At 41.9% G+C, this 26397-nt stretch carries 24 protein-coding genes and 1 tRNA gene; 8 read left to right on the top strand and 17 right to left on the bottom strand.

Features of this window, described 5'->3' with window-relative positions:
• Positions 1-189 precede the first annotated feature (189 nt).
• The 3 genes from lpxK to AC1DV1_RS27705 are packed head-to-tail and all read left to right on the top strand — an operon-like array spanning position 190 to position 4134.
• Positions 190-1230, top strand: coding sequence for a tetraacyldisaccharide 4'-kinase (gene lpxK, locus AC1DV1_RS27715; protein WP_477366713.1), 1041 nt, complete (start codon positions 190-192; stop codon positions 1228-1230).
• A complete protein-coding gene (locus AC1DV1_RS27710) occupies positions 1214-2029 on the top strand; it encodes a purine-nucleoside phosphorylase (protein WP_147052612.1) in 816 nt (271 codons plus the stop codon). Before lpxK ends, AC1DV1_RS27710 begins: the two co-directional genes overlap by 17 nt.
• Before the next feature lie 8 nt (positions 2030-2037).
• Positions 2038-4134: a putative porin gene (locus AC1DV1_RS27705; protein WP_477366710.1), complete on the top strand. Its 2097-nt coding sequence runs from the start codon at positions 2038-2040 to the stop codon at positions 4132-4134.
• Positions 4135-4457: 323 nt separating this feature from the next.
• Here AC1DV1_RS27705 and AC1DV1_RS27700 read toward each other — a convergent pair whose 3' ends face one another.
• Positions 4458-5639: an asparagine synthetase B gene (locus AC1DV1_RS27700; protein ID WP_477366744.1), complete on the bottom strand. Its 1182-nt coding sequence runs from the start codon at positions 5637-5639 to the stop codon at positions 4458-4460.
• A 273-nt stretch (positions 5640-5912) separates the two neighbouring features.
• Here AC1DV1_RS27700 and AC1DV1_RS27695 point away from each other — a divergent pair, with 273 nt between their 5' ends.
• The 3 genes from AC1DV1_RS27695 (at position 5913) to AC1DV1_RS27685 (ending at position 8225) form a co-directional block, all read left to right on the top strand.
• Positions 5913-7076 carry a PDDEXK-like family protein gene (locus tag AC1DV1_RS27695; protein WP_477366707.1) on the top strand — a complete coding sequence of 388 codons (1164 nt, stop codon included), beginning with the start codon at positions 5913-5915 and terminating at the stop codon, positions 7074-7076.
• 108 nt (positions 7077-7184) lie between these two features.
• Positions 7185-7622 (top strand): peptidylprolyl isomerase, encoded by a 438-nt coding sequence (locus tag AC1DV1_RS27690; protein ID WP_477366704.1) that lies wholly within the window; start codon positions 7185-7187, stop codon positions 7620-7622.
• Between the two features lie 84 nt (positions 7623-7706).
• Positions 7707-8225: a DUF5606 family protein gene (locus tag AC1DV1_RS27685; protein WP_477366701.1), complete on the top strand. Its 519-nt coding sequence runs from the start codon at positions 7707-7709 to the stop codon at positions 8223-8225.
• A gap of 10 nt (positions 8226-8235) precedes the next feature.
• On the opposite strand, the gene AC1DV1_RS27680 is transcribed toward AC1DV1_RS27685, so the two are convergent.
• From AC1DV1_RS27680 to rlmH, 5 genes are all read right to left on the bottom strand, one after another.
• Complete coding sequence (locus tag AC1DV1_RS27680) at positions 8236-8802, bottom strand: hypothetical protein (RefSeq protein ID WP_477366698.1); 567 nt, start codon at positions 8800-8802, stop codon at positions 8236-8238.
• Between the two features lie 3 nt (positions 8803-8805).
• The gene (locus AC1DV1_RS27675; protein ID WP_477366695.1) at positions 8806-9216 is read right to left on the bottom strand and encodes a Dabb family protein; all 411 of its coding nucleotides are present in this window, start codon (positions 9214-9216) and stop codon (positions 8806-8808) included.
• 35 nt (positions 9217-9251) lie between these two features.
• A complete protein-coding gene (locus tag AC1DV1_RS27670) occupies positions 9252-9728 on the bottom strand; it encodes a hypothetical protein (RefSeq protein ID WP_477366692.1) in 477 nt (158 codons plus the stop codon).
• Positions 9729-9739: 11 nt separating this feature from the next.
• Positions 9740-10669, bottom strand: coding sequence for a cation diffusion facilitator family transporter (locus AC1DV1_RS27665; protein WP_477366689.1), 930 nt, complete (start codon positions 10667-10669; stop codon positions 9740-9742).
• A 254-nt stretch (positions 10670-10923) separates the two neighbouring features.
• Positions 10924-11397: a 23S rRNA (pseudouridine(1915)-N(3))-methyltransferase RlmH gene (gene rlmH, locus AC1DV1_RS27660; RefSeq protein WP_090645149.1), complete on the bottom strand. Its 474-nt coding sequence runs from the start codon at positions 11395-11397 to the stop codon at positions 10924-10926.
• A gap of 66 nt (positions 11398-11463) precedes the next feature.
• Between rlmH and AC1DV1_RS27655 the strand changes: the two genes are divergently transcribed.
• Positions 11464-13272, top strand: a complete 1809-nt coding sequence (locus AC1DV1_RS27655) for a MutS-related protein (protein WP_477366686.1) — start codon at positions 11464-11466, stop codon at positions 13270-13272.
• 382 nt (positions 13273-13654) lie between these two features.
• Here the strand turns inward: AC1DV1_RS27655 and AC1DV1_RS27650 are convergent, their stop codons facing one another.
• The 9 genes from AC1DV1_RS27650 to AC1DV1_RS27610 form a co-directional block, all read right to left on the bottom strand.
• Positions 13655-16201 (bottom strand): TonB-dependent receptor, encoded by a 2547-nt coding sequence (locus AC1DV1_RS27650; protein ID WP_477366683.1) that lies wholly within the window; start codon positions 16199-16201, stop codon positions 13655-13657.
• A 102-nt stretch (positions 16202-16303) separates the two neighbouring features.
• Complete coding sequence (locus AC1DV1_RS27645) at positions 16304-17269, bottom strand: acyltransferase family protein (RefSeq protein ID WP_477366680.1); 966 nt, start codon at positions 17267-17269, stop codon at positions 16304-16306.
• A gap of 84 nt (positions 17270-17353) precedes the next feature.
• Positions 17354-17584, bottom strand: coding sequence for a cysteine-rich CWC family protein (locus tag AC1DV1_RS27640; protein WP_477366677.1), 231 nt, complete (start codon positions 17582-17584; stop codon positions 17354-17356).
• A 222-nt stretch (positions 17585-17806) separates the two neighbouring features.
• Positions 17807-18220, bottom strand: coding sequence for a hypothetical protein (locus tag AC1DV1_RS27635; protein ID WP_477366674.1), 414 nt, complete (start codon positions 18218-18220; stop codon positions 17807-17809).
• A 27-nt stretch (positions 18221-18247) separates the two neighbouring features.
• Positions 18248-18320: transfer RNA gene (locus AC1DV1_RS27630), tRNA-Ile, on the bottom strand.
• A 410-nt stretch (positions 18321-18730) separates the two neighbouring features.
• Entirely contained in the window at positions 18731-18877 is a 147-nt protein-coding gene (locus tag AC1DV1_RS27625; protein WP_477366671.1) for a hypothetical protein, read from the bottom strand.
• Positions 18878-19224: 347 nt separating this feature from the next.
• Positions 19225-21597, bottom strand: coding sequence for a ribonucleoside-diphosphate reductase subunit alpha (locus AC1DV1_RS27620; protein ID WP_477366668.1), 2373 nt, complete (start codon positions 21595-21597; stop codon positions 19225-19227).
• A gap of 182 nt (positions 21598-21779) precedes the next feature.
• Positions 21780-22751, bottom strand: a complete 972-nt coding sequence (locus AC1DV1_RS27615; RefSeq protein WP_192910129.1) for a ribonucleoside-diphosphate reductase small subunit — start codon at positions 22749-22751, stop codon at positions 21780-21782.
• A 575-nt stretch (positions 22752-23326) separates the two neighbouring features.
• Positions 23327-23773 carry a methionine-R-sulfoxide reductase gene (locus AC1DV1_RS27610; protein ID WP_477366665.1) on the bottom strand — a complete coding sequence of 149 codons (447 nt, stop codon included), beginning with the start codon at positions 23771-23773 and terminating at the stop codon, positions 23327-23329.
• Between the two features lie 75 nt (positions 23774-23848).
• On the opposite strand from AC1DV1_RS27610, the gene AC1DV1_RS27605 reads away from it, so the two are divergent.
• A complete protein-coding gene (locus AC1DV1_RS27605) occupies positions 23849-24409 on the top strand; it encodes a hypothetical protein (RefSeq protein ID WP_477366662.1) in 561 nt (186 codons plus the stop codon).
• A 126-nt stretch (positions 24410-24535) separates the two neighbouring features.
• On the opposite strand, the gene AC1DV1_RS27600 is transcribed toward AC1DV1_RS27605, so the two are convergent.
• Positions 24536-26065: a serine hydrolase domain-containing protein gene (locus AC1DV1_RS27600; RefSeq protein WP_477366659.1), complete on the bottom strand. Its 1530-nt coding sequence runs from the start codon at positions 26063-26065 to the stop codon at positions 24536-24538.
• 116 nt (positions 26066-26181) lie between these two features.
• On the bottom strand, positions 26182-26397 hold a 216-nt coding region (locus AC1DV1_RS27595; protein ID WP_477366656.1), incomplete at its 5' end, for a transposase.

Below are 26397 nucleotides of genomic sequence, written 5' to 3'. Positions count from 1 at the left end.
TTTAAAAGGATAAATGAATAAACCATCGATTCCACGTTATCGCACACTTGACTTCTTGAAGTATATAAACACCGGCTTTGTACGCAGGCGAAGACTCACCCGGCGAGGCTACACCCCCCATTTCCCCTTTAGAGCTTCGAAAAATTTCATTACTCCTAAACAAATGTGGCCTAATACTATTTACCCCATATGAAACTCCTCCGCTGGCTTCTATTCCCATTTTCGCTCATTTACGGCCTGGTTGTTACCATTCGTAATTGGTGTTATGATGCCGGGGTGTTTAAAAGTACCGGTTTTAACCGCCCGGTTATTGTGGTAGGTAACCTTGATGTAGGCGGCGCCGGAAAAAGCCCCATGACCGAGTACCTGATCCGGTTATTTCAGGATGAAAAACCGACCATACTTAGCCGCGGGTACGGCCGCAAAACCAGGGGCTTTTTGCTGGCGGGCGATAAGCCACAGGCATCGGTTATAGGCGATGAGCCTGCCCAGTTTAAACATAAATTCCCGAAGGTTACCGTTGCCGTTTGCGAAAAACGGGTAGCGGGTATACAGCAGTTAAAAGATAAATACAGCCTGGTAATTTTAGATGATGCCTACCAGCACCGGGCACTTAAACCGGGCTTTAGCATTTTATTGTTTGATTATAACCGCCTTAACCAACCACGGTTGATACTGCCAACCGGCAACCTGCGCGAGCCGTTCAGTGGCCGCGAAAGGGCCGATGTTATTGTCATCAGCAAATGCCCGGCAACATTGGCAGATGCAGAAATGGCTATCATAAAAAAACACATTAAGCCATTGCCCAACCAGCAGCTATTTTTTACCTCCATAAACTACCTGGCCCTGCAAAACATGAACGGGGCTACTGTGTATCAAAATATTGATGAGCAAACCGCCGTGTTTTTGCTTACGGGTATTGCCAATCCCGCGCCTTTGTTATCGCATTTAAAAAACCATACATCTATCATCAATCACCATAAATATCCCGATCATCACCAGTTTACCTTAAAAAATATCAGTAAACTTGCCGATGATTTTTTTGCCTGTACATCACAAAAAAAGTTAATCATCACAACAGAAAAGGATGCGCAGCGTTTAGGGGAACAGGAATTGCAGCCGGCCATTAAAAAACTGCCTGTTTTGGTACTGCCGATAGGTATTAGTTTTTTAAATAACGGCAAACAGCAGTTTGATAATTTAGTAACCAAATATGTTAGACAATATTGAAAGCACCGCCCGGTACATTAAAAACCGCATAGGCGATTTTGAACCCGAGGTAGGTATAATTTTAGGCACAGGCCTGGGTGGCCTTGTTAAAGATATCGTTGTAGAAAAACAATTGATGTACTCCAACATCCCCGATTTCCCAATCTCGACATTGGAGTTCCATTCGGGTAAGTTGATATTTGGCACACTTGGCGGTGTAAAGGTGGTAGCTATGCAGGGGCGCCTGCACTATTACGAGGGTTATAACATGCAGCAAATCACTTTCCCGGTTAGGGTGATGAAATACCTGGGCATTAAAACCCTTTACGTATCAAATGCCAGTGGGTCTCTTAATCCCGATTTTAAAAAAGGCGACCTGATGGTTATTGCCGATCATATTAACCTGCAACCGCAAAACCCGCTCATTGGCAGAAATTATGAAGAGCTTGGCCCCCGTTTCCCGGATATGAGCCAACCCTACCAGCGCACTTTAATTGATAAAGCTTTAAGTATTGCCGCGGCAAACAATATTACCTGCCATAAAGGAGTTTATGTTGCTGTAACCGGCCCTAATTTAGAAACCAAGGCCGAGTACACTTATTTAAGGATCATTGGCGGCGACGCAGTAGGCATGAGCACCGTACCCGAAGTTATTGTAGCAAACCATATGGGCATACCCGTATTTGCCATATCGGTATTAACAGACGAAGGCTTTACTGATGTGCTGGAGCCGGTATCATTAGAAGAAATTATAAGAGTAGCCGAGGAAGCCGAGCCAAAACTGACCCTGATCCTCAAAAATCTGATAGCCGGTAATTAGTGTAATTAATGCATCATAAGCTCAAATATATTTTATTGCTCCTGTTGTGCTTTGGCATACAGTCGGCTTTTGCACAATACGGCCAGGTAAACCGGGCAAAGCCACTATCAACTCGCGATACATTAAAAACCCAACGGAAAGTTAGCGACGACGAACTGCTGGATAGCCTGCGCAAGAAAGAGGATAATAAAAAAGACTCTGTTGTTTTCAGCTCCAAGTTTATCCGTGTAACGATGGAACGTTTCCTGAGCGACAGCACACAAACTTTCGCGCTGGATACCGGCATTTATAACTTTGAAAATTACAGCCCGCTTACCGATCCCCGCCATCCGCGCATCAGCCTGGGTTACAATGGTGTATCGCAACGAAGCATGCTGTTTGAGCCCGACCAAACCATAGGTTTTAACACCGGCCTGCACTCGCTTGATGTATATGCCTTAAAACCACAGGATATTAAGTATTATAACGCCAGGGTGGCTTACTCCAACCTCACCTTGTTTAACGGCTTTGGCAGCTCGGCCGAGCAGGTTTTCAAAATCATCCACACCCAAAATGTAAAACCTAACTGGAATGTAGGCTTCAACCTCAATTTCAACGGATCGCGAGGCTTTTATAGCACCAGCAGCGTGCTGCAGCAAAATGTGAGCGATGTAAACGCCGCGTTTTTTACCTGGTACCAATCGCCAAGCAAGCGTTACAATTTGCTGGCCAACATCATTTATAATAATTTAAAAGCACCCGAAACGGGCTCCATCCTTAACGATACAATTTTCACGGGCAAAAGCAATTCCCTGTTCTTTAAAAACTCGGCCCCTGTGCGGCTGGCAAACAGTTACCAGCAGTGGACAGATAAAAGCCTGTACATAAAGCAGTTTTATTACCTGGGCCGTATTGATAGTTTGAACAAAGGCAAGGCTAACTCCAAAATTTTGCCTACCCAGCGCGTAGCACACACCTTACTTGTTCAAAACAGCAGTTATAATTACCTGCAAACAAACCAGCCCGATACCTATAATGTATTCCCCGATTATTATTACAGCTATAACCGGTCGCGAGACTCGTTGGTAGTAACCCATGTTCAAAACGAATTTTCTTACAGTTTCTATCTCCGCAGTAAATCGGTAAAGTTTGTAAAAAACGAAGTAAAGCTCGATCTGGGCCTGGTACATGACCTTTATAATTACGCGCAATACGTAAGCGACACCGTGCTAAATCAGTATGGATACAAGTACATCCACCAAAATAAAATGCAGAATAATACCTTCCAGGATATTACCCTGAAAGCCAAATTCAGCTACCGTTTTAGCGACAGGCTTGGTCTTGAAGGCGACTTTAGGCAGATAGTGCAGGGCCGCGATTTTGGCGATTATTTTTATGGCGCAAAGCTTAACGTTGCGGGTAATGATAAAGCAGGCAAAATTATTTTAGAAGCCTATTCACAAAACAGCTCACCTCCGCTCATTTACACCAACTGGATAAGTAACCATTATATTTTCCATAATAGCTTCAAAAACCAAAAAACAACCAGTGCATCGTTTAGCTATATCAACAACCCTTTGCAGCTGGATATCAAGGCCGAGTACTTTTTAATTGCCGGGTACATGTATTTTACCGCACAGGATGGCGGTATCGACGCCCACCCCGCCCAGCTGAGTAATGATATCAACCTGCTTAAATTAAGCGTGGGTAAAAATTTAAGCTACCACAGCCTGCACTTTGATAACTACATAGTTTACCAGAAAACAGATTATCAATCAACCCTGCGCACACCCGAGGTTTATACCTATAGTAACCTGTATTTCAGCAAAACACTTTTTAACGTACTTAAATCAAACTTTGGCGTAAGCGTAAGGTATAATACACCGTATGTAGCGCCATCATATGCGGTAGGCATTGGCCAGTTTTACAACGGGCCCGATGTTACCTTTACATCGTACCCCGTAGCATCCGTTTACTTTAAGGCTACCCTGCAACGCACCAACCTGTTCCTGATGTATGACTATGCCAACCAGGGCCTGCAAAGCAGAGGTTTTTACACCGTAAACCGCTACCCTATGCAAGACCATTTGCTGAAGTTTGGTGTCAGCTGGACGTTTTATAATTAGTTGTAAAAAAGAATCAAGAGACAAGAATCAAGAATTAAGACACCCGCGTGGCGCTTCTGCCTTCGTACCTTTATATATCTACATCAATTGTGGGCGTATCCCTGCGGGCCGGGCTCATACGCACACAGGGCATTAGGCTCGGGCCGGTATCCGCTTTTATCCCTTACGCGTTTGTCTGAACTCGAATTAAACGAATTTTTAGAATGTCCCGAATTGCTTTTTTAAATTCTGTAAATTTTTTAATTCTGTAAATTCCGGTTCAGACAAAATCACCTGTACATCAAAAAGTCTTGATACTTGATACTAACTACTTGATACTAAAATCAAGTTTTCTGTTTCTTCTTCTTTGCCGCCGGGAATAATACGTTGTTCAAAATCAAGCGATACCCTGCCGAATTGGGGTGAAGTTTTAAATCTGTCGGCGGGTCGCCTACGGCGTGTTGATAATCTTCGGGATCGTGGCCGCCGTAAAATGTCCATTGGCCTTTGCCGTATTCGCCGTGTATGTAGCGGGCTTCATTAGCGGTTTTCATTTCGCCCATGATGGTTACACCGGGTTTTAGCATACTTTTATTATAGGCTGTGGTGAGGCCCATGAAGCCTTTTATCACCTTGTCATGATCCTGGGTAAGCATGCTGGGCACTACATCCCATTTGGCCGAAAAATCAAACAGCGTAAAAAAATCACGCTGGCGCTCCACCTGCCGGGTAGTAGTTACATCAACGTTGCTAAACTGGTGTGACATGGGGTTCATATCCAGCGTAAAATTCTGGAAAGCGAAAGTTTGCGTAAAATCCAGTTTTGACTGTGCGTCCGGGTCGGCAGCATCGCCATCAAACATCCGCTCGCAAATATCAGTATTGGATGAGGCCAGGGCAATATCAAACGTATCGGTACCCGAGCACATGGCAAACAAAAAGCCGCCGCCGGCGCAAAAATCGCGGATATTTTTGGCCACTGCCAGCTTCATTTGCGATACCTTTTTAAACCCAAGCTTATGAGCCAGCGCCTCCTGCCCTTTTACATCATCGTTGTACCATTGCGCAAACCTAAAAGCACCGTAAAACTTGCTGTACTGGCCGGTAAAATCCTCGTGGTGCAGGTGCAGCCAATCGTATTTTGGCAATTCGCCTTTTATAACTTCTTCGTCATACACTACATCGTAGGGGATCTCGGCATACTTTAAAACCAGGGTAACGGCATCGTCCCAGGGCAGTTTATTTTTCGGCGAGTAAACGGCCATTTTGGGCGCCTTCTCCAACTTAACCACATCCATATTTACCGACGGGTCGCTTACTTCGGTAATAATCTCATTCACCTTAGCATCGGCCAACACCTGGTAGCTTACCCCTCGTATTTTGCACTCCTCCTCCATCTTCTGGTTATACTTCATCATAAAGCTGCCGCCGCGATAGTTAAGCAACCAGTCAACCTCCTCGCCATTTTTTAAAGCCAGGAAAGCAATGCCGTATGATTTCAGATGATCTTTCTGCTCATCGTCCATGGGGATGAGGATAGAGGCCGCTTTTGCGAAGAAAGGTAAAAGGAGAAAGGTAAAAAGCAGGATTATGGGCGAAACGCGAAAGGTGAAAGGCAAAAGGTATTTTTTATGTGGCTGATTATGCACCATTCGGGCTGTATTTTAAATTGATTCGATTTATCAAATGTAACGAATAAACGGGTAATGTATTACGATGAGGCGGGATTGAAATAAAGTTCAGGATATGTATAAATATAGACAACTTAGTTAGTACATTACCAAGCCTTATCATCATCAATGGAACTACACCAATATAAAAATCTACTCGACCAGGTAAACGCGATTAATACTCGTTATCGGAAAATCAATGCGCTTACGGGCGAAAACTTTAACGTTTTTAGGATTCTAAAGCTCGATTCATCTGAAGTTAGAATGCATTCTGCTTTTATTGCTGAACTGTTAAATCCACACGGTTCCCATGGTCAAAAGGATACGTTTCTGAAATTATTTATCAGTGATTTCTGCTATAAGAATAATCCAATCGATACACTTTCATGTAGGATTAAAGTAGAAGATTATATTGGCCTTATAAACGAGAAAAAAACCGAGGGTGGGCGGATAGACATAATCATTCGGGATAAAAACGACAATCACATCATTATTGAGAACAAGATATATGCGAATGACCAAAAGTATCAATTAACAAGATATTTTAATTATTCAAAAAATGCCGATATCATTTATCTGACACTATATGGTACCCCGCCGTCAGACGAAAGCAGGGGCACTATGCTGGAGGGTATACATTTCAAAAGTTACTCATATAGAGATAACATCTTAAAATGGCTAGAGGTATGCCGTAAAGAAGTGGCAATATATCCTATTGTCAGAGAAGCCATAACTCATTATATCAATTTAGTTAAACATTTAACGCATCAAACACTAAATAAAAACATGCAGGAAGAATTAAGCGATTTGCTAAAGTTGAACATAGAAGCAGTTCTAATTATAAGAGATAATCTAAATAGAGCGCGTCAAAAAGCCGCGGATGATTTTGGTCAAATTATGGTAAAGGAATTCGAAAATTCAGACCTGGAGATTAAATACTATATTGATTTCAAAGAACAATATAGCGGTATTTGGATAAGAAAACCAGAATGGAAATACGCCAAAATTAGTTTTCAGTTTCAAAAATATGATAAGGACATGATTTATGGGATTGCTCAATGGGATCTGGAAAAAAATCCTATGCCAGAAGAGTTGAAAGCAAGTCTTAGATCATTACCATATAACTTATCTAAAAATAGCGCATGGTGGCCTTGGTTTAGAGATTTAGACCACCCTTATAATAATTGGGATCAAAAAGATGCTTGGCGCGCCATTGCGGATGGTCGAATGAAAGAAATGATTATCGAAAAAACGCAATACTTACTCAATTTGGTAAAAGATATAGAACTATAAAAAAGTTTTCTACCCCTGTTTTTTTACCCACAGTTCCTTTTACCTTTCGCCTTTTACCTTTCACCTCAAATCATTACCTTTGCCAACTGTTTTCAAAAAAACAAAGAAATGAGCAAAGCAATAATCAAAACTGAAAAAGGTGACATGACCGTAGAGTTTTACGATCAGGATGCCCCAAATACTGTAGCTAATTTTAAAAAATTAGCTAAATCAAACTTTTACGATGGTGTTATCTTCCACCGAGTTATCCCTAACTTTATGGTACAGGGTGGCGACCCTACCGGTACCGGTGCTGGTGGCGCAGGCTACAAAATTGATTGCGAATTGACAGGAGATAACCAATACCATGACCGTGGTGTGCTTTCAATGGCACATGCCGGCCGTAACACCGGCAGCTCACAATTCTTTATCTGCCATAACCGTACAAACACAGCTCACTTAGATCGTAACCACACCGTGTTTGGTAAAGTGATTGAAAACGTTGACATTGTTGACGCTATCCGCCAGGGCGATAAAATTTTAAGCATCGAAGTAATAGAAGATTAAGTTATTGGTTGATTAGGTGAGTGGTTGATTGAGTTTAAAACCTAATCAACCACTCACCCAATCAACCTAATCAACCAATAAAACATGAATTTACAAGGAATTGTAGCCGTATCTGGCAAACCGGGATTATGGCGGGCGTTGGCTCAAAACAAAACCGGTTACGTACTGGAGAGCCTGGATGCACAAAAAACAAAACTGGTAGCCAACCTGTCAACAGCTAAACTGGCGGCCCTTACCGAAATAACTATTTTTGGCATTGAGGATGACATCAGGCTTACCGATGTTTTTGAGCAGATGAAAGCCGCCGCAAACGTACCCGACGCTAAAGCTGATGGTAAAAAAATGCGCGCCTTCTTTTACGAAGTAGCGCCGGATCATGACGAGGAGAAAGTATATGCATCTGATATGAAAAAGATCCTTACCTGGTTCCATATCCTTAAAGATTTACCATCGTTTAACGAGGCAGACCCAACTTCGGCACCAGCTGCCGAGGCCGCCCCTGCCGAAGTTGAAGAACCAGTTGCCGAGGTAGTTGCCGCCGAACCGGAGCCAACTCCTGCCCCAAAAGCAAAAGCTAAAAAAACAACAAAAAAAGCCGAGTAATCGGCTTTTTTTAATCCAGGGTACCGGTATCCTTTATCTTACCGGTTGAGTCAACTTTGATAATAAGGCCATTATCATAATAATCAGTAAGTGGAACACCTATCCCATACTCTATCGTAAAGCCGTTGCTATTCATATTTGCATAAGGAAATGACAGTGTGCCTGATTTTGCTAACCTATCGCTTATTGATTTATTGAAGATTGCCTTGCTGATTGTTCCCTTGAAGATGATCCGGGAATTGATCTTAAACTCAACATCCGATACAAAATTGTGAGTTTGAAAAGCCGTTAAACCATAAACATCAAGGTATTCCCTGGGGACACTTATTTTGTTATCATAAACACAGTAATGCCTGATGCTCAAGGCTTCAGTATCACCATTGGCTAAAATCTCAGTTGTATCAACTTTAAAGGTATCTTTATAACTGGCCAGCAATTTTTTTAGCAGGCTATCGCGCTCATGCGGGTTAAGTTTCTTAACTTTTTGCAAGGCCGGATCCGTAGCTTCATTAGCACAACCTGCCATTAAAATGGCAATGCCAAGCACAAACGCGACTGCACCAAACGCGGTTCTCATTCCTTAGGCTTCCAACGCATCATAAACAATCACCTTTTCCCAAAGGTGGCTGCAATTTTTGATGAACTCCAGGTGTAAGGGGTGGGTTTGATAGGTTGCCTGCCCGGCAAGGTCGCTAAAAAACATTAGCTCTGATACCGCCCAGCTGTTATCAACCACATCACGTTTTTCGGTGCTGGCAACAACGCCTACACGCAGTTTTTTAACGGTTTCTATTTTCGACAGGGTTTTAACGCCTGCAACCAGTTTATCCCTGTCTTCAACCGAACCGGGATTTTTAAGCCAGAAAAACACATGGTGTATTACAGGCCAGTCTTCTTTTTGATCTATCATTGGCATTGCTGATGCTACAGCTGTCCCTGCTGCCAGGGCGGCTGTAGTGGTTATAAATTTTCGTCTGTTGGTAGTGCTCATAGCAGGGTTATTATTGAGCGTTAAATTAGGAAGAATTATTGGAATCGCTTAAGCGAAATATTCTCCATTTCGTTTAGTAAAGTATTTTTCATAAAACTTACCTTCTTTTCTAAAAGTTCTGCCAGTTCTATCGTCGGTTCGGCATTAAAAGGATAACATTCATCTACAGATCTTTTAGCTTTGATGTGCGCAATCCAATCTTCAGCCAATCGAATGTAATCTTCTAATACTTCAACAGTAGAATCCGGCCCGTAAACATCTAAATACATTGAAGGGAAATCACCGACAATCACCCACAGAAAATTATTTTCTTTGCTTTGTATATTGTCTATTTCGAAAAGAAAAATACAAAACACTTCCCCAAGGTTGTAATAAAGAAAGCTATCATTTATCGCAGCACACCATTTAAAACTAAGCAGGTACTTCTCAGCTTTTCTATAAACCCCTGGTAATTCGGAATAAAAATCAATATCCGGTTGAATATCTTTATAGTTAACAGGGTATTCTCTCATTGGTTATTTACCTACGCACACTCCGGCTGCCCGCACTTTTCATCGGCAAACTCGGGTTCAAAAGTGCTGTGGTTTATTTCCATGTGTTCCAACCGGTGACGGAGATCATGTTTAATACTATCAAAATCAGCCATATTCTCTGGTTTAATAACCAGGTGGGCGGTTAGGGCATTCTCGGTAGTGCTAAGCGCCCATACGTGCATGTGGTGCACATCTACCACGCCTTTGCCTTTCATCAGCTCCGCTTTTATTTTTCCAAGGTCCATTTCGGCAGGTACGCCGTCCATTTCCAGGCGCAGGCTGTCTTTTAACAACCCCCAGGTTCCGCGTAATATCACAATGGCAATAACTATACTCACAATACTATCAATCCAGTACAGCCTGGTAAAATAGATGATAACACCCGATATCACAACGCCAAGCGATACAATGGCATCAACCGCCATGTGCAGGTAAGCACCTTTAACATTCAGGTCGGTATCTTTGTCTTTTACAAACAACCACGCTGTAAACGCATTTATACCAATCCCAATAAATGCAACCCAGGCCATGGTACCGCCTGATACTGTTTCGGGGTTCAGGAAACGCATGATGGCTTCGTAAACAATAAAGCCAACGGCTACAAACAGGATCATTGCATTAAAAAAGGATACGATGATGGTCGATCTTTTATAGCCGTAGGTATACTTGCTGTTGGCGCTTACTTTAGTAAGCTTAAAGGCCAGCAGGGCCAAAGCTAAAGAAGCCACGTCGCTCAGGTTATGCCCGGCATCGGTTAACAACGACAGCGAATGTGTCATAAAACCGGCTACGGTTTCAATAATTACAAAAGCCGAATTTAAGATGATGCCTACAATAAAGGCTGTATTCAAATGATCCAGCTTGGGCGCATGATCATGGTGATGATGCCCGCCGTGAGAATGTGAATGATCGTGACCCATGGCGCAAAGGTAGGGTTTTAGATGTGCAAATTTCAAATTTCAGATGTGCAGATTATCCATCTTAATCAGAAGTTCATACTCACGCGTGCAAATAAAAAACAGATGTGCAAATTTCAGATGTGCAGATATGCAGATGAAAAAACATATCTGCTAAAATCATTTAACATCTATCCCAATCATCTGCACATCTGAAATTTGCATATCTGCACATCAACTCCCTCATCTGCACATCTGAAATCTGCACATCTGCACATCTACTCGTGATGATACGGCTCGCCCTTCAAAATCGTGTATGCGCGGTAAAGCTGCTCGACAAAAAACAGGCGGACCATCTGGTGCGAGAAGGTCATTCGTGACAGTGAAATTTTATCGTTGGCCCGTTGGTATACCGATTGATCGAACCCATAGGGGCCGCCAATAACGAATATCAGGTTGGCCGATAGGCTAATCTCTTTTTTGTTGATATAGGCGGCAAACTGGGTAGAGGTATATTCGTTTCCCTTCTCATCCATCAAAATCACATGATCAAGCGGGCTTATTTTTTTCAGGATAAGCTCGGCCTCTTTTGCTTTTTGCTGGTCGGCGGTAAGTGCTTTGGTATTTTTCAGTTCATTAATTTCTACCAGTTCAAGTTTGGTGTAATGCTTCAGGCGCTTTACATATTTATCAATGCCCTCTTTTAAATAGGCATCTTCGGTTTTGCCAACGGTTAAAAACGTGATCTTCATATCTCAAACAAATAAACGTTTATTTAAAATATATGTGTTTATTTAGCCACAACTTTTTTACCGGGTATGCAACAGGATATTATTACCAATTATGAACAACGCGCCAATGCCGCACAGCAGGAAGCCGCCAAATATAAAAAACTTGCCAATACGTATTCATTATTGAGGCTCAGCATCTTCGCGCTTATTGTTGTCGCCATCAGCGTTGGCGTGCAGCAGGATAATTTTACAATTGTAGCCCTGGCCTTTGTAGTGCTTATTTTTGCGTTTGCGTGGCTGGTATCCCGCCAAAGCCGGTTCGAAAAACTTAAACAGTACTACGATGACCTGCAAAAAGTAAGCCTGAACGAGATAGCCAGCATCCAAAGCCACGTCAATATGTATAACGACGGCGCCCGCTTTGGAAACGAAAAGCACTTTTACACCTCCGACCTGGATATTTTTGGCAACGCCTCCCTGTATCAATTGGTTAACCGCACAGCAACATCTACAGGCAACAATAAACTTGCCGAATGGTTTGATAAACCGGCAACCAAAGCCACCATTCTGCAGCGCCAGGAAGCGGTTAAAGAAATAGCCGGAAAAAACGACTGGAAACTTTCGGTGCAAACCCTATTAGTATTTGCCATTCAGCAGGATGTTAATCAGCTTAAAAACCTTTTCAAATACCTGCATCTGCCGCTTGATATGCCCGGCGAAAAATGGCTTGCCATGTACACCAAAATAGCGCCGTATTTGTTTACAGGTGTTTTGATACTGGCCTGGTTTATTCCTTATGCCAGGCTGGCGGCCATTATAATAGGTATTGCCAACATGGGCATCGTATTCTCTAAAGCCATGTACATTAGCAAAGCCGATATGATTGCCGGTAAAATTGGCGATACGCTGGCCAAATATGCCGATGTATTTAAACAGGCGGAAGACGAGCCCTGGCAGGCCAGCTATAATGCATTGCTTGCTGCATTATTAAAAACCAGCCAAACCTCCAATAAAATAAAAGAGCTGGCCAACCTGATCAATAAACTCAATTATCACCTTAACATGATTGTTGGCTTTGTGCTTAACCTATTCTTTTTGTGGGATATCCGCCAGGTAATAGCCATTGAAAACTGGAAACGCCAGAATAACGAAAGCCTGGAAGCCGCTTTTGATGTTATTGCCGAATTTGAGGCCCTTATCAGCCTGGCAAGTCTCGCTATGAACTACCCCGGCTGGGCTTATCCTGAAATTGAAGATAAACCAGGCTATACACTTGTCGCCCACTCACTTGCCCATCCACTTATTGACGCTGCAAAACGTATAGAAAATAACTATGAACTGGAGGATACTCATAAGATAGATATCATCACCGGCTCGAATATGGCGGGCAAGAGCACCTTTTTGCGCACCATAGGCATCAATACAGTGCTGGCGCTTTGCGGCGCTCCTGTGTGCGCTAAAAGCATGCGGGTGTCTGTTATCACCATGATTAGCTACATGCGGATTAAAGATTCACTAAACGAAAGCACATCAACCTTCAAAGCCGAACTCGACCGCCTGCAAATGTTGTTAGCCGCGGTGGAGAATGAACCCAAGATATTTTTCCTGATTGATGAAATGCTGCGCGGCACCAACTCTGTTGACAAATACCTTGGCTCCAAAGCGGTTATCGAACAACTGATCCGCAAAAATGCCGTGGGTATGGTGGCCACCCACGATTTGCAGATAGCACGCCTGGAAGATAAATACCCCGATTATGTACGCAACTTCTACTTCGATATCCAGGTAAAAGAAGGCGAAATGCTGTTTGATTACAAGATAAAACACGGTGAATGCAAAACCTTTAATGCATCTCTGCTATTGAAGCAGATAGGGATTAATGTAGAGGCGGAGTAGAATCAAGAATCAAGACGCCTCCGGAGCGGCATTGCAAGTATCCATCAGGTAAAAATGCCTTAAACCACCGGCACGAGTGAGCACCAGGTAAAATCTTAAAAAAAATCGTTATGACGTGCAACGGATATAGTTAAACGAATGTTCTAAACTACCGTCATTGAGGTACGAAGCAATCCCGAACTATGTAAGACTTAGCATGTCGGGGATTGCTTCGTACCTCGCAATAACGAACGTGATGTATTGATAATCAAAAATTTACAAATACTGTGAGAAGTGAATATATGGCAACAATTATATCAAGTAAAAAAGGGCCGGAAGATTAACTCTCCCGACCCTGCTATTTTCAAAAAGTCTTGATTCTTGACTCTTGATTCTAAAAGTCTTATCGTCCTCCTGATGGTGTGCCACCGCCGTTACCGCCCTGGTCCCCTTGTTTAAGGTCATCGTTGTTTACGCCTTTTTTCTGTTGTTGCGGGTTGCTGAAGCTTAGCTTACCAAAGCTGTAGCTAAATGTGATACCGAACGAACGGAAAGGGAACGCCGTTGAGCTTTTTAACGAAAACGCGTCGCTGCTTATATTTTGATCGAAGTGTTTGTCGCGGGCAAATGGCTGTACCGTGTTAAAGCCGATAGCCAGTTTTTTATCCATAAACTGTTTCTTTAAACCAAAGGCATAAATACCAAATGCCGGGCTGGTACCTTGTATGGTACGGCGGGCCGAGTTGGTAAAGCCAAACAGTTCGGCCAAAAAGTTATGCGGAAACTGGTATGATGCACTTCCGAAAGCTGAGTATTGGAAATACAAGCCAGTTGCGGATGCTTTATCTTTATAAGCATCAAAAATGGTTGGATTATAAGTATAACCATTGATGCTGGCACGGATAGTTAAAGGCTTTATCGGGTTTATTGATCCGAAGAAACTTGCACCGAACGAATTGTTTTTACCAATATTCTGGTAAGCTGTACGGGTAGCGTGTACTACCTGGTGTTGAATAGTTTCGGTGAGTGTATCAGCTATGCCCTCAATCATATTGTTGGTATTTTTATAATAAACCGAGAAGTTGATTACAGATGACTTAACAAATTTGTTAATGTTCAGCTCAACAGTTTGCGATACTTCCGGCGCCAGGTTCACGTTACCAACTGATTGACTTTGTATCGAGCTGCGGTTAATAAACGGATTTAAAAACTGCAGACTTGGCCTTTGTATACGTTTGCTGTATGATAATTTAAGCGTTTGGCTGCCTAGTTGTTTCTGTATAGTTAAGCTGGGCACATACGTTGTATAGCTTGTACTAAAAGGACTTAAATTTTGGTACAGGTCGCCAACTTTTTCCGGATCCTGGTAAGGGTTCTGCGGATCGCCTTTTATCCTGGTATTTTCAACACGGCCACCTACCAATAACGAATAGCTTTTTGGCAAAGTGAAAGTTAATACAGCATAGCCTGCGTATACATTCTGATTATAATCATACAGGTTCGAGTTCAATGAATCGCGCACTGCATTGTTACCACTGTTATCGGTATCAAATATATCGTAGTTACTGTTTATACGGCGTTGTATGGTTTTACCACCGGCCTCAACTTTTACTACTTTATTTACAGGCAATGTATAATCGGCCTGGAAAGTATATTCGTTGTTTTTACCGTTGTTATCACCAATCTGGCTTGGGTTAACCGCGGTAAACAAGTTGTTGTAATTGGTAGTAATAATGCTATGGCTCCACTGACCCGATAGCGTAAACTCCTCGCCCTCTTTTTTAAACTTGTGGGTATAATCCAAATTCCAATCAAAACCGCCAAAGTGGTTATGCGATTGGGTGGTACTTGTGTACTGGGTTAAAATGCTGCCGGCTTGTATATTATTAACGCCGTTACCATCGGTGCTAAAACCACCATCATTAAGCCTGAAGGTACTGTTAAAGCTATTGAACGCGTTAACCTCGTAACCCATGGTTACCGAACCTATAGCGCCATGCCTTTTGATGCGACTGGTTGAATTATTAAAGTTATGGCGGGTAATGCTTCCATCGGCACCTTTAAATTGCTGATCAAATGTGGTGGTTGACGTTTGCGGCCACGTTAAGTTACCACCAGCGTTGATACCCAGGCTAAACCTGTTTTTATTATAATTAAGGTTAACGTTACCATTGTTTTGGCGTGTACCTACACCACCGCTTACCGAGCCACTGATGCCCGATACATTTTTTTGCTTGGTAATAATGTTGATGATACCACCAGAGCCTTCTGCATCATATTTTGCAGATGGGGATGTTACCACCTCGATGCTTTTGATCTGATCGGCAGGGATGGTTTTCAAAACATCCGATAAGCTGGCCGATGTTGCGCCCGATGGTTTACCGTTAATCAAAACTTTAACATTCTGATCGCCGCGAATAGATACGTTGCCGTTAATATCAACGTTTACCAAAGGCACTTTTTGCAATACATCGGTGGCATTACCGCCTGCAGATGTCAGGTCTTTTTCGGCATTATAAACAATTTTATCAATTTTGTTTTCTATCAGTGGCGCCTGGCCAACAATGTTAACCGTTGCCAGTGTTTTGGAGCCCGGCGACAGGAAAATGTTGTTCATTTTAGCATCCGGCTTTGCAGCAGTAGTTACAACCGGGTCAATTGTTTTTGTTGGATAACCAAGAAAAGAAATTACCAGTTTGTAGCTTCCTGGTTTTACATTGTCTATCTTAAAACTACCTTTTGAATCTGTTAAGACACCATTGATAGGCGATTTACCGCCACTGCGATACAACCCTACAGATGTATAATCCATAGGTTGCTTGGTAACTGAATCGATAACAGTACCAGAAATGCGGCCAACAATTGTGGGGCCACCACCACCAACCCCAAACTGCGCTTTGGCCGAGATGGCAAAACAAATTAGAGCTATAAAAAAGTAAAAACGTTTCATTTGTGCGTATTTTCGTAATTGGAGGCGAAAATAGTTCAAATGTTACACGCTAATCCTTTATTTTTTTGATAAAATGCAAATTGTCATGTACATGTTACACTATCATGATATTACCTTTAATGACAGGTTATAATTCACTCGTTTGGATAATTTTAAACAAGGCTTTTCAACCAGTAAATAAAACAACCAGGCAAATAAAACACTCACACCAATGCCTGTCAAAAATTCTACCCCTTTAAAAAAGAACGTTTTAGGCAATAGCGTACCCAGATATACCACCAGGTTACTCCCTATAATATCATGGGTTAGGTATAGCGAAAACGAAATTTTAGAAAGAAAGCCAATAACCCGATAATTTTTTAAAGGCAACAATAATAAACCCAGGGCAAATAACGCAGCGCAGGTTTGCGATACGCCAACCGAATACATGCTGCAAGCAGTAATCAGAACACCAAAAACAAGTACGCCGTTCAACGCTTTTCCTTTAACCTTGTATAAATAATACAAAATACCCAGCGCAAACACCGGGAAGCTGTTGATTAACGTAGCGCCGGGTACGTGTAAAAATACAGGTAAAATACTTAACAGCAATAACAGCCATTGCCCCCATTTACCTGTAAACCATGGAAAGCAAAGCGCCACGAAGAGGTAAAACTGGAACTCGATACCCAGGGTCCAATAAACAGGGCTTAAGTAAGGCTGGCCCAAAAAGCTATTCAGGTAAGCCAGGTGGCAAACTGCGTTAACCCAATCGGGGTGGTAATGTGCTACCCAAAAAAGCTTCATAATAATAGCCAGCACTATCGAGATGATGTACGGCGGCTCGACACGGATAACCCGTTTGAGGATAAAACGACCACCCAGTTTCCAGCTATAGTTTTCGGGTATAGCCCAGCAAATGATAAAACCCGATAACAGGAAAAACATATAAACACCCAGCCAGCCATAATTTAAAACCGGTAACGTTTTACCACCCAAATGGAATAACGTTACTGCCAGCGCGGCTATCGCCCGGATATAATCAACCTGTTGAAGATGTGGTTTTTGTTTTGTGCTGATAGCGGCCATGGTTAACAGCGGTATTTTTTATGCTGTTGGCGCTAAGATATTGTTTTTAAATTATTGAGTCGCCTGATGATTTTTAATGGGCTATTATTCGATACCCATCCCTACCCTGTACTCCTGCTGAACTATCAACAGACAGTTAGCACACAAACACCCCTCATACAGCTCGCTCACATACTGCACCTCGTTCAAGGCAAGCTGTACGGTGCTGCACTGGCACTTGGTGAATGAATTGGCTTTACATTCAAAAGGAGCCTCACAGCGTTCGCAACGGATAATTTCGTGTTTGGGGTGCATGTTTATTTGTTCATGGTTCATGGATGATAGTTCATGGCCATTTGCTGATACGAAAGTAGGGAATGTTGGTATGATTAATAAAATATCAATGTCATTAAAATACGAAGGTTATGTATTTAAGCTTTTGTCTTTCCTCCTTGCCTAAAAAGACGTCATTATAAAAAAGGTTCATGAGTTAAATCTCATGAACCTAATAGAACTTTGTCCGTTACCTTCTCAACAACCCCTAATACTCAACAGAGATTAAACATTCGGAAAGCCATAAACGTTTCCTCTTTTATTTGATCCATCTTTTATTACTATAAGTTTATTTTCGTTGTAGTATTTGGATAAATAAAATCGTGAATCATCTAACCATTGTTCTTGTGTCCGGGAGTGATCTAATTGGTAAGCTTTCTCAGCAACTTCTCTACTTGTGGCATTTTTCAACATTTTTAATACCTGAAGTAATTTTTTTGCAACTGTCCCATTTGCGTCAAATTCATCTTCGTTCGAGGGATTTACGGCAACAAATTCATTTTCAATAGCATTGCCCAATTTTACAGCATCTTGATTTTCCGTCTCATATCTTTTAATTAAGATTTGCAAAKCATGAAGCGTCTCGAGAAGCTCCTTTTCTTCCGCCTTTAATTGCTGATAAAACTTAAATTTGCTCATAATAATTAATTTTATTACTATTGTAAAGGCCGTGAGTAGGAATCGAACCATACTTTGCTTGCATATCAGGCAAGTAGTCTAACCAGTAACTTATCACGACTATGGCATCTTTGGAATTCTTTAGCCTCACGCCGTCAGCGTGAGGCTAATTCTTTTGGATAGAACAAATTAACGAACAATTTATAGAACTTCAAAATTAATTAGTGTTTTTTTTGTTTTATTTTGCCTAAATAGAATTTAAACCTCTATCCCTGTGTTACCCATATAAATAGGCACTATCATTTCATCAATTAAATGATTCAATTAAAGCACCCAACTATGATTACCATATTGAAAACATCTTAACACTTGACTCTCGCGTACACAAATAACTAGTTATCAATTAATAAATTGCAACTATTCATTACTCATAGTCATCTCTGTTTTATATTATTGTGTTTTCTGTAGTACTCTACTCCTATAGCGCTTTGTATTCTCTATAGTGCTTATGCCAATTATAACACGTAGTACTTATTCAATAATAGCATCTATATCAATTGTAGTACTAACATCAATAATAGCACCTATATCAATTATAGAACTAACATCAATTATAGCATCAATATCAATTGTAGTACTAATATCAGTCATAGCATCTATATCGATTGTAGTACTCATATCGAAACTAGTATTATATCATTGTAGTACTTCGGCTGCATACATAGTATTGGACTTATATTCAGACTATGCAAGTCCATCAGGTTCCCCCTTTGAAGAGGTCATGAAGGGTAAAATGACTGGTGAATTCTCGAGTTTACCGACCTCTTTATGTTTCAGACTTTTCCCGACTAGATACAATCTAAAAGACAGGTAAGCTGCTAAACTTCCGGTCTTCTTTTATCTTTCGGACTTTTCCGACTTTCGGACTTTTCCGACTACTAATAATGTAAAAGACCGGTAAGCAACTACGCTTCCGGTCTTCTTTTATCTTTCTGACTTCCCGACTTTCGGACTTTCCCGACTACTTACGCTGAACAGGTAACGCAACCTTCTTCCATCGAGCAGCTTGGGCCTTCTGGTACGTTGTCGGCCATTTGGTCTACATGGTCAGGGATAACCGGCTCCATGTTTGATCCGCCCTGGTTTTCAACGGTGAATTTAACAGCTTGCGAAGCGGCTTGTGTACGCAGGTAGTACATACCTGTTTTTAAGCCTTTTTTCCATGCGTAGAAGTGCATTGAAGTTAGTTTTGAAGCGTTTGGCGCGTTGATGAACAGGTTTAATGATTGCGACTGGCAAACATAAGCACCCCTATCGGCAGCCATATCAATAATGTTACGCATCTTAATTTCCCAAACTGTTTTGTACAGTTCTTTAATAGCTGATGGTATTTCGGCAATATCCTGAACAGATCCGTTTGCTGTGATGATCTTATCTTTCATAGCAGGCGTCCACAAGCCAAGGTTAACCAAATCGCGCAGCAGGTATTTGTTTACCACAATAAACTCGCCACTTAATACACGGCGGGTGTAAATGTTTGAGGTATATGGCTCAAAGCACTCATTGTTACCCAATATTTGTGATGTTGATGCTGTTGGCATTGGCGCTACTAACAGTGAGTTACGCACGCCATGGTTCATTACATCAAGGCGCAGGTTTTCCCAATCCCAACGGTTGCTGGCAGGCGATACGTTCCATAAATCAAACTGGAATTTACCTTTTGATAATGGCGAGCCCTGGAAGGTTTCGTAAGCACCATCTTTGATAGCCAGGTCTTTTGAAGCCGTCATGGCCGCAAAGTAAATGGTTTCAAAAATCTCTTTATTCAGTTGTTTAGCCTCGTCGCTTTCAAACGGCATACGCAGCTGGATGAAAGTATCTGCCAAACCCTGTACACCTAAACCAATAGGGCGGTGACGCAGGTTTGAGTATTCGGCTTCTTTAACCGGGTAATAATTATAATCGATGATCTTGTTCAGGTTTAAAGTAGCCTGGTAAGTAACATCATATAATTTGTTATGATCAAATGTACCATTGTTAATGTAGCGTGGTAATGCTAATGAAGCCAGGTTACAAACGGCAATCTCGTTGGCATCGGTGTATTCCATAATTTCGGTACAAAGGTTTGAACTTTTGATAGTACCTAAATTTTGCTGGTTTGATTTGCTGTTGGCAGCATCTTTATACAACAGGTATGGTGTGCCGGTTTCAACCTGGGCATCCAATACGGCAAACCACAATTCCTGTGCTTTGATGGTACGGCGTGCACGGCCTTCTTTTTCGTACCTGGTATATAGGGCAACAAACTCTTCGCCAAAGCAATCGGCCAGGCCTGGTGCTTCATGCGGGCAAAACAGGCTCCACTCTTCGTTGGCCTCAACGCGCTGCATAAACAGGTCAGATACCCAAAGGGCGTAAAACAAATCGCGGGCACGCATTTCTTCTTTACCGTGGTTTTTACGCAGATCTAAAAATTCAAAGATATCTGCATGCCATGGCTCTAAATAAATAGCGAAAGCACCTTTACGTTTGCCGCCACCCTGGTCAACATAACGGGCAGTATCGTTAAATACCCGCAGCATTGGAATAATCCCATTGCTGGTACCGTTTGTGCCGCTGATGTATGAACCTGTAGCACGCACGTTGTGAATGCTTAGACCAATACCACCTGCGCTTTGTGATATTTTTGCTGTTTGTTTTAAAGTATCGTAAATACCATCAATGCTATCATCTTTCATGGTTAATAAAAAGCATGACGACATTTGTGGTTTTGGAGTACCGGCATTAAATAAAGTAGGCGTAGCATGTGTAAACCAACGCTCGCTCATTAAGTGGTAAGTTTTGATAGCGCTTTCTACATCCTCTTTGTGGATACCAACAGATACACGCATAAACAAGTGTTGCGGGCGCTCAACAATTTTACCATCTACTTTTAACAGGTACGATTTTTCAAGGGTTTTAAAACCAAAATAATCAAAACCAAAATCGCGGTCGTAAATGATGGTGCTGTCTAACAGTTCGGCATTCTTTTCAATCACTTCCCAAACGTCATCAGCAATTAACGATGCATTTTTACCGGTTTTGCCATCCACATAGTTGTACAGGATACGCATAGTTTCCGAGAACGACTTGATAGTGTTCTTATGCAGGTTTGATACTGCAATGCGCGATGCCAGCAAAGCATAATCGGGATGCTTCGTTGTTAATGATGCAGCAGTCTCGGCAGCAAGGTTATCAAGTTCTGACGTGGTTACACCGTCAAACAAACCTTCAATTACCTTTTTTGCCACATCAATCGGGTCAACCAGGTTGAACCCATAGCACAGTTTTTCAATACGTGCCGTGATCTTGTCGAATTTTACCGACTCTTTTCTACCGTCTCTTTTTACTACAAGCATGTTTTAATGGATATTTAGTAGTTAGTATCAAGTAGCAAGACCTGTACCAACTCGTTTACGTATATATATTATTAACTCTTATTCTTTTTTTAACCGGCGTCAATTAGGGAAACTTTGTTCGCCGCCGAACCTATATTTGTGATCTAACTTAGTATCTTGATACTAACTACTTGATACTACTCTTAGAAATCCTCATCAAGAGAAAATGCTTTGCTTTCGGCGTTGTTTAATACGCCGCTTTTCTGGTAGTCGCCAACCCGTTTTTCAAAGAAATTGGTTTTGCCCTGCAGCGATATCATCTCCATAAAGTCGAAAGGATTGCTGGCTCCGTAATGTTTTTCATAGCCCAGTTCGCCAAGCCACCTATCGGCAACAAATTCAATGTACTGGCCCATCATTTTGGCGTTCATACCAATCAGGTTAACAGGCAGGGCATCGGTAACAAATTCTTTTTCTATTTCAACCGCATCAGTAATAATCTTAGTAACGGCTTCGGCGCTTAAGCGCTTGTTAAGCATTTTGTATAATAAACAGGCAAATTCGCAGTGCGAGCCTTCATCACGAGAAATTAACTCATTGCTGAAAGTTAAGCCCGGCATCAGGCCGCGTTTTTTAAGCCAGAAGATAGAGCAAAAGCTACCCGAAAAGAAGATACCTTCAACCGCCGCAAAAGCAACCAAACGCTCGGCAAAGTTGCCGTTGTTTATCCAGCGCAGCGCCCACTCGGCTTTTTTGGTTACACATGGTATGGTGTCAATAGCATGAAACAGGCGGTCTTTTTCGGCCGGGTCTTTTATATATGTATCAATTAACAGGGCATACGTTTCTGAGTGAATGTTTTCCATCATGATCTGGAAGCCATAAAAACAACGGGCCTCGGGCAATTGCACCTCGCTCATGAAATTTACGGCCAGGTTTTCGTTCACAATACCATCACTGGCGGCAAAGAAAGCCAGTATGTGCGAAATGAAATGCTTCTCGCCCGGATTCAGGTTTTCCCAGTGCTTCATATCATCCGAAAGATCGATCTCTTCGGCCGTCCAGAAACTGGCTTCAGCTTTTTTGTACATTTCCCAAATTGCCGGATACTTGATAGGCAGTATCACAAACCTGTCTTTGTTCTCTCTCAGTAAAATTTCGTCTTCCTGTATCATTTGGTATCTGTTTTTTTCCGTTTTATTATTCCTTTAGTGACATCAGACACCAACCCCGGCCTTATTAAAAAATAAAGCTCATTTTTCCTGCGATCAGGCTTGGCCAATCACATTTTTTAGTATGTAAATTCCTGACAGTTAAGTGTTTGCATTACTGGATGATGAATACATCCGACTGTCTGTTGAATACCTTTTTATTACCTTGTAGAACAAAGTTAATGTTTGAGTTGGTATGCTGTTAATGATAGTTTTTAACAAACGCCCGAGTTATTAACACTTTGTCGATTTATTTTTATCGCCCCGTTGTTGAAAGAAAATTAATAGACTTGATTACAGCTAATTAAAATGAGCCCACCAAATGCATAGTGTAAAAACAGGGCCAAACCAATAATTTAACATTACAAATTACTTTACTTAACACAGACAGTTATTGAAAAATAAATAACGCCTTTGCTAAAGACTGATAACAATCTCGAAATTGAGCTGAAAAAGCGGTTCAAAAAAACAAATGTGGAAAAACAAAATACCCCGCAGGGCAAAAACCAAACGGGGTATTCCTAAAAGTTTTAAGAAAGTTATGCGACTGGAACAAATTTCATTGATACCGAATTTACACAATGGCGGGTATTTTTTGGGGTTAGGTATTCGCCTTCAAAAACGTGACCCAGGTGGGCGCCGCAATTGGCACAAACAATCTCAACCCGGCGGCCATCGGCATCGGGCACCCTTTTTACAGCACCCGGAATTTCATCATCAAAACTTGGCCAGCCGCAATGCGATTCGAATTTTGATTCGGAAGTGTATAAGGGTGTGTCGCAGCGTTTACAAACATATAAACCTTGTGCATGATTGTTTAATAGCGAGCCGGTAAAAGGCCTTTCGGTGCCTTTATGTAGTATGATATATTCTTCTTCGGGTGTTAATTTATTGTATTCCATTTTAATTATTGAATTATTGATGGAGTGAATTATTGAGTTGCTCACTCCCTCTGCTACATAAAGATACGATAATTTTAAAGGCATAAATCAATTGAAGGTGATGTTTACATTGGATTGACTTGCACAATAAATACCAAAAATTAAGGCTACCTTGTTGCTATGAATCCATACCTGCTATTATTAACATTTGTTTTAACAGTTGGTAAACCAAAGCAACATTTGGCTTTACTACATTCGGTTCATATGCAAGGGCTACAGGCCGATACGTCAAAACTTGCTATTTTAAACCTGGAGAAAAACATGGTAAGTAAGTATTTTGATGAAGGTGCAAAACCTGTTGTGCTCTCGCCTGATGAGATAGAAAAAGCAAACCTTTTGATTAGCGAGGCGATTAGTCAATACAATACCGATAGCGAAAAAATTTACAAGCAAAACCTGGCCAATACAAAAAAGTACCCTGGCTCGGTTGCCTATGACCCCAAGATCAAATCGCCATTCGGTTACTATAAGCAAATTGTCGCGGCAATTAATACAAAGGGCGAAAAAGAAGTTTGGGTAAATTGCTTTTGTAAATTAGATGACTGGCGCCCAGATAATGACAAAAATTATTGGCGAAAAAATATTGTCAGGGTGATGGACGGAGGAAGCTGCTATTTTAACCTGAAAATAAATTTAACTACCGAAACCATCATCTGGTTTAAAGTAAACGGAGTATCCTGACCCGGATAAACAACTGTCGTATCAACGATAAATTGACGGATATTCCTTAGCCCAAAGTCTTAAGTTCTAAGTCAAAAGAGAAAAAAAACAACTTTAGACTTTCGACGCCGTACTGTTGACTTAACACTACGGCGTTACCAAATCCAAATGATACTCCTGTATCAACGGAGGATTTTCGGGCGTGAGCGTAAAGCTCACTTTAATATTGGCATTCTCTCCCTTCATAATAAAATAGCCGCGCAGTTGGTTTTCCGGCATTACATCGCCAATACTTACTGTCTTCCCGGCTTTGGCAAAGGCGGCTGCGGCTGCAACTTTTAATTTATCAGGAAAGTAGTCCATAAAAAAGTTATCAGCAAAAATGCCGCTTTCTTTGGCTTTGCTCCAATCGGCAATAACTTTCAACAGGTCGTTTTTGCGTTGCTCCAATATCAATGAGGCCGGCAACTGGCGGGGTTTTATGCCGGTGATGGCCATTATTGTATCCAACACCTGCGTATTGGGATAGCCAGCCCTGGCATACGTTAAATTGGCGAACGACACCACTCCGATACCGTAATCGGGCATAATGTTCCATTGGCTGCCAAAACCCGGCAAACCACCGGTATGGCCAATATAAACGCGGTTATCACAATCTTTGGCCCAGCGTAACCCGTAAGCGTAAGCACTCACATTGGGGCAAGGGCGACCTGTGGTTGTTTTGGCATTGGCTGTTAAATAGTTTACATCCCAGGGGTACTGCATCTCGCGGATAGAGCTGCGTTTAACAGGGCCGGTTTCGGCATCATCCCTTGGCGGCCAGGCATCCAGGTGCAGGGCCATATAAATACTAAAATCTTCAATAGTGGTAATAAGGCCACCCATGGCACCGTAAGCACCGTCGTGCAGCAAAGGTTGCTCAACCCATTTATCATCCAGCCAGCGGTAGCCAAGGGCCAGCTGTTCTTTAGGTACTTGGGTGTACTCCCAGTAGGTATGCGTCATACCCAGTGGTTTCAGGATATTGTCGGTAATATAAGTCTCGTAGGTTTTTCCTGATACTTTTTTGATGATGTAACCCAGTGTGGCAAAACCCAGGTTACTATACTCATACCCCTGCCCGGGGTTATTGGAAAACGAAACACCTTTTTTGTAAATGGCCACCAGTTCGGCATCGCTTACGGCCAGTTGTCTGTCGCCCCAGGGATTATCTTCCGGGTAACCGGCAGCGTGGGTAAGCAGGTGGCGTATGGTTATGGGCGTAGCATCTTTAGTAAGGTATTTAGTGCCCTTCATTTCGGAAATATACAGGTAAGCCGGATCATCCAGCTTGAGCCTCCCCTCGTCGCGAAGCTTTAAAATGGCCATGGCCGTAAGGCTTTTAGTCATAGAGGCAATGCGAAAGGCTGATTTTGGCGTAGCCGGTATTTTATTGGGCACATCGGTATAGCCCAGCCCCACCGTATGCACCAGTTTACCATCTACAATAATGCCATAGGCCACACCGGGCCAATGATTATCTTCGGCATATTTTTTATAAATCTGGTCTATCACCGGGTAAGTGGCTTCTATCTTTTTCAGCCTGTCAGGATCGGTAAAGGCGGCGGGTTTGTAGGTTTGGGCGGTGGCTGTAAGGCCTAAGGATAAACATAACCAGAGCAGATTTTTTTTAATCATGGCAAAGTTTTAAAGCTGATGTTCCTAAATTAAAGAATTTAGCTGACTGTCTGAATCAGAATTCTCAGAATTTAAGAATTTTCAGGGATCAGTCGGAAAAGTTGGGGGGGCGATCCTCAGGCATATATTTTGGCAAGCCTGAATAGGAAGAAAGTAGTATCTCTTACTCCTCTTAAAGTAGCTCTAAAAGCTTTTGCCTTAGCATTAAATGATTCGGCTGAAGCATTTGTACTTCTGTTGTCGAAGAAGTTTAAGATAGACTCATAATGTGTTTGTACAGATTTAGATACGGTTTTAAAAGACTCAATTCCTGCATCTTCTACATCATTATA

The sequence above is a fragment of the Mucilaginibacter sp. P4_D1 genome (genome assembly GCF_056401935.1).
Note: the sequence above shows the minus strand (reverse complement) of the source record. Positions and strands in the feature narration are given on the sequence as shown.

What these genes read in the sequence shown, in the direction of transcription:
- AC1DV1_RS27695 (WP_477366707.1), top strand. Translation starts at nt 5,913, where the DNA reads ATGGAACTACACCAATATAAAAATCTACTCGACCAGGTAAACGCGATT.
- AC1DV1_RS27650 (WP_477366683.1), bottom strand. Translation starts at nt 16,201, where the DNA reads ATGAAACGTTTTTACTTTTTTATAGCTCTAATTTGTTTTGCCATCTCG.
- AC1DV1_RS27685 (WP_477366701.1), top strand. Translation starts at nt 7,707, where the DNA reads ATGAATTTACAAGGAATTGTAGCCGTATCTGGCAAACCGGGATTATGG.
- AC1DV1_RS27710 (WP_147052612.1), top strand. Translation starts at nt 1,214, where the DNA reads ATGTTAGACAATATTGAAAGCACCGCCCGGTACATTAAAAACCGCATA.
- AC1DV1_RS27665 (WP_477366689.1), bottom strand. Translation starts at nt 10,669, where the DNA reads ATGGGTCACGATCATTCACATTCTCACGGCGGGCATCATCACCATGAT.
- AC1DV1_RS27675 (WP_477366695.1), bottom strand. Translation starts at nt 9,216, where the DNA reads ATGAGCACTACCAACAGACGAAAATTTATAACCACTACAGCCGCCCTG.
- AC1DV1_RS27700 (WP_477366744.1), bottom strand. Translation starts at nt 5,639, where the DNA reads ATGGACGATGAGCAGAAAGATCATCTGAAATCATACGGCATTGCTTTC.
- AC1DV1_RS27670 (WP_477366692.1), bottom strand. Translation starts at nt 9,728, where the DNA reads ATGAGAGAATACCCTGTTAACTATAAAGATATTCAACCGGATATTGAT.
- AC1DV1_RS27625 (WP_477366671.1), bottom strand. Translation starts at nt 18,877, where the DNA reads ATGAGTACTACAATCGATATAGATGCTATGACTGATATTAGTACTACA.
- AC1DV1_RS27705 (WP_477366710.1), top strand. Translation starts at nt 2,038, where the DNA reads ATGCATCATAAGCTCAAATATATTTTATTGCTCCTGTTGTGCTTTGGC.
- AC1DV1_RS27615 (WP_192910129.1), bottom strand. Translation starts at nt 22,751, where the DNA reads ATGATACAGGAAGACGAAATTTTACTGAGAGAGAACAAAGACAGGTTT.
- AC1DV1_RS27690 (WP_477366704.1), top strand. Translation starts at nt 7,185, where the DNA reads ATGAGCAAAGCAATAATCAAAACTGAAAAAGGTGACATGACCGTAGAG.
- AC1DV1_RS27610 (WP_477366665.1), bottom strand. Translation starts at nt 23,773, where the DNA reads ATGCCTTTAAAATTATCGTATCTTTATGTAGCAGAGGGAGTGAGCAAC.
- rlmH (WP_090645149.1), bottom strand. Translation starts at nt 11,397, where the DNA reads ATGAAGATCACGTTTTTAACCGTTGGCAAAACCGAAGATGCCTATTTA.
- AC1DV1_RS27680 (WP_477366698.1), bottom strand. Translation starts at nt 8,802, where the DNA reads ATGAGAACCGCGTTTGGTGCAGTCGCGTTTGTGCTTGGCATTGCCATT.
- AC1DV1_RS27640 (WP_477366677.1), bottom strand. Translation starts at nt 17,584, where the DNA reads ATGAACCATGAACAAATAAACATGCACCCCAAACACGAAATTATCCGT.
- lpxK (WP_477366713.1), top strand. Translation starts at nt 190, where the DNA reads ATGAAACTCCTCCGCTGGCTTCTATTCCCATTTTCGCTCATTTACGGC.
- AC1DV1_RS27600 (WP_477366659.1), bottom strand. Translation starts at nt 26,065, where the DNA reads ATGATTAAAAAAAATCTGCTCTGGTTATGTTTATCCTTAGGCCTTACA.
- AC1DV1_RS27645 (WP_477366680.1), bottom strand. Translation starts at nt 17,269, where the DNA reads ATGGCCGCTATCAGCACAAAACAAAAACCACATCTTCAACAGGTTGAT.
- AC1DV1_RS27605 (WP_477366662.1), top strand. Translation starts at nt 23,849, where the DNA reads ATGAATCCATACCTGCTATTATTAACATTTGTTTTAACAGTTGGTAAA.
- AC1DV1_RS27655 (WP_477366686.1), top strand. Translation starts at nt 11,464, where the DNA reads ATGCAACAGGATATTATTACCAATTATGAACAACGCGCCAATGCCGCA.
- AC1DV1_RS27620 (WP_477366668.1), bottom strand. Translation starts at nt 21,597, where the DNA reads ATGCTTGTAGTAAAAAGAGACGGTAGAAAAGAGTCGGTAAAATTCGAC.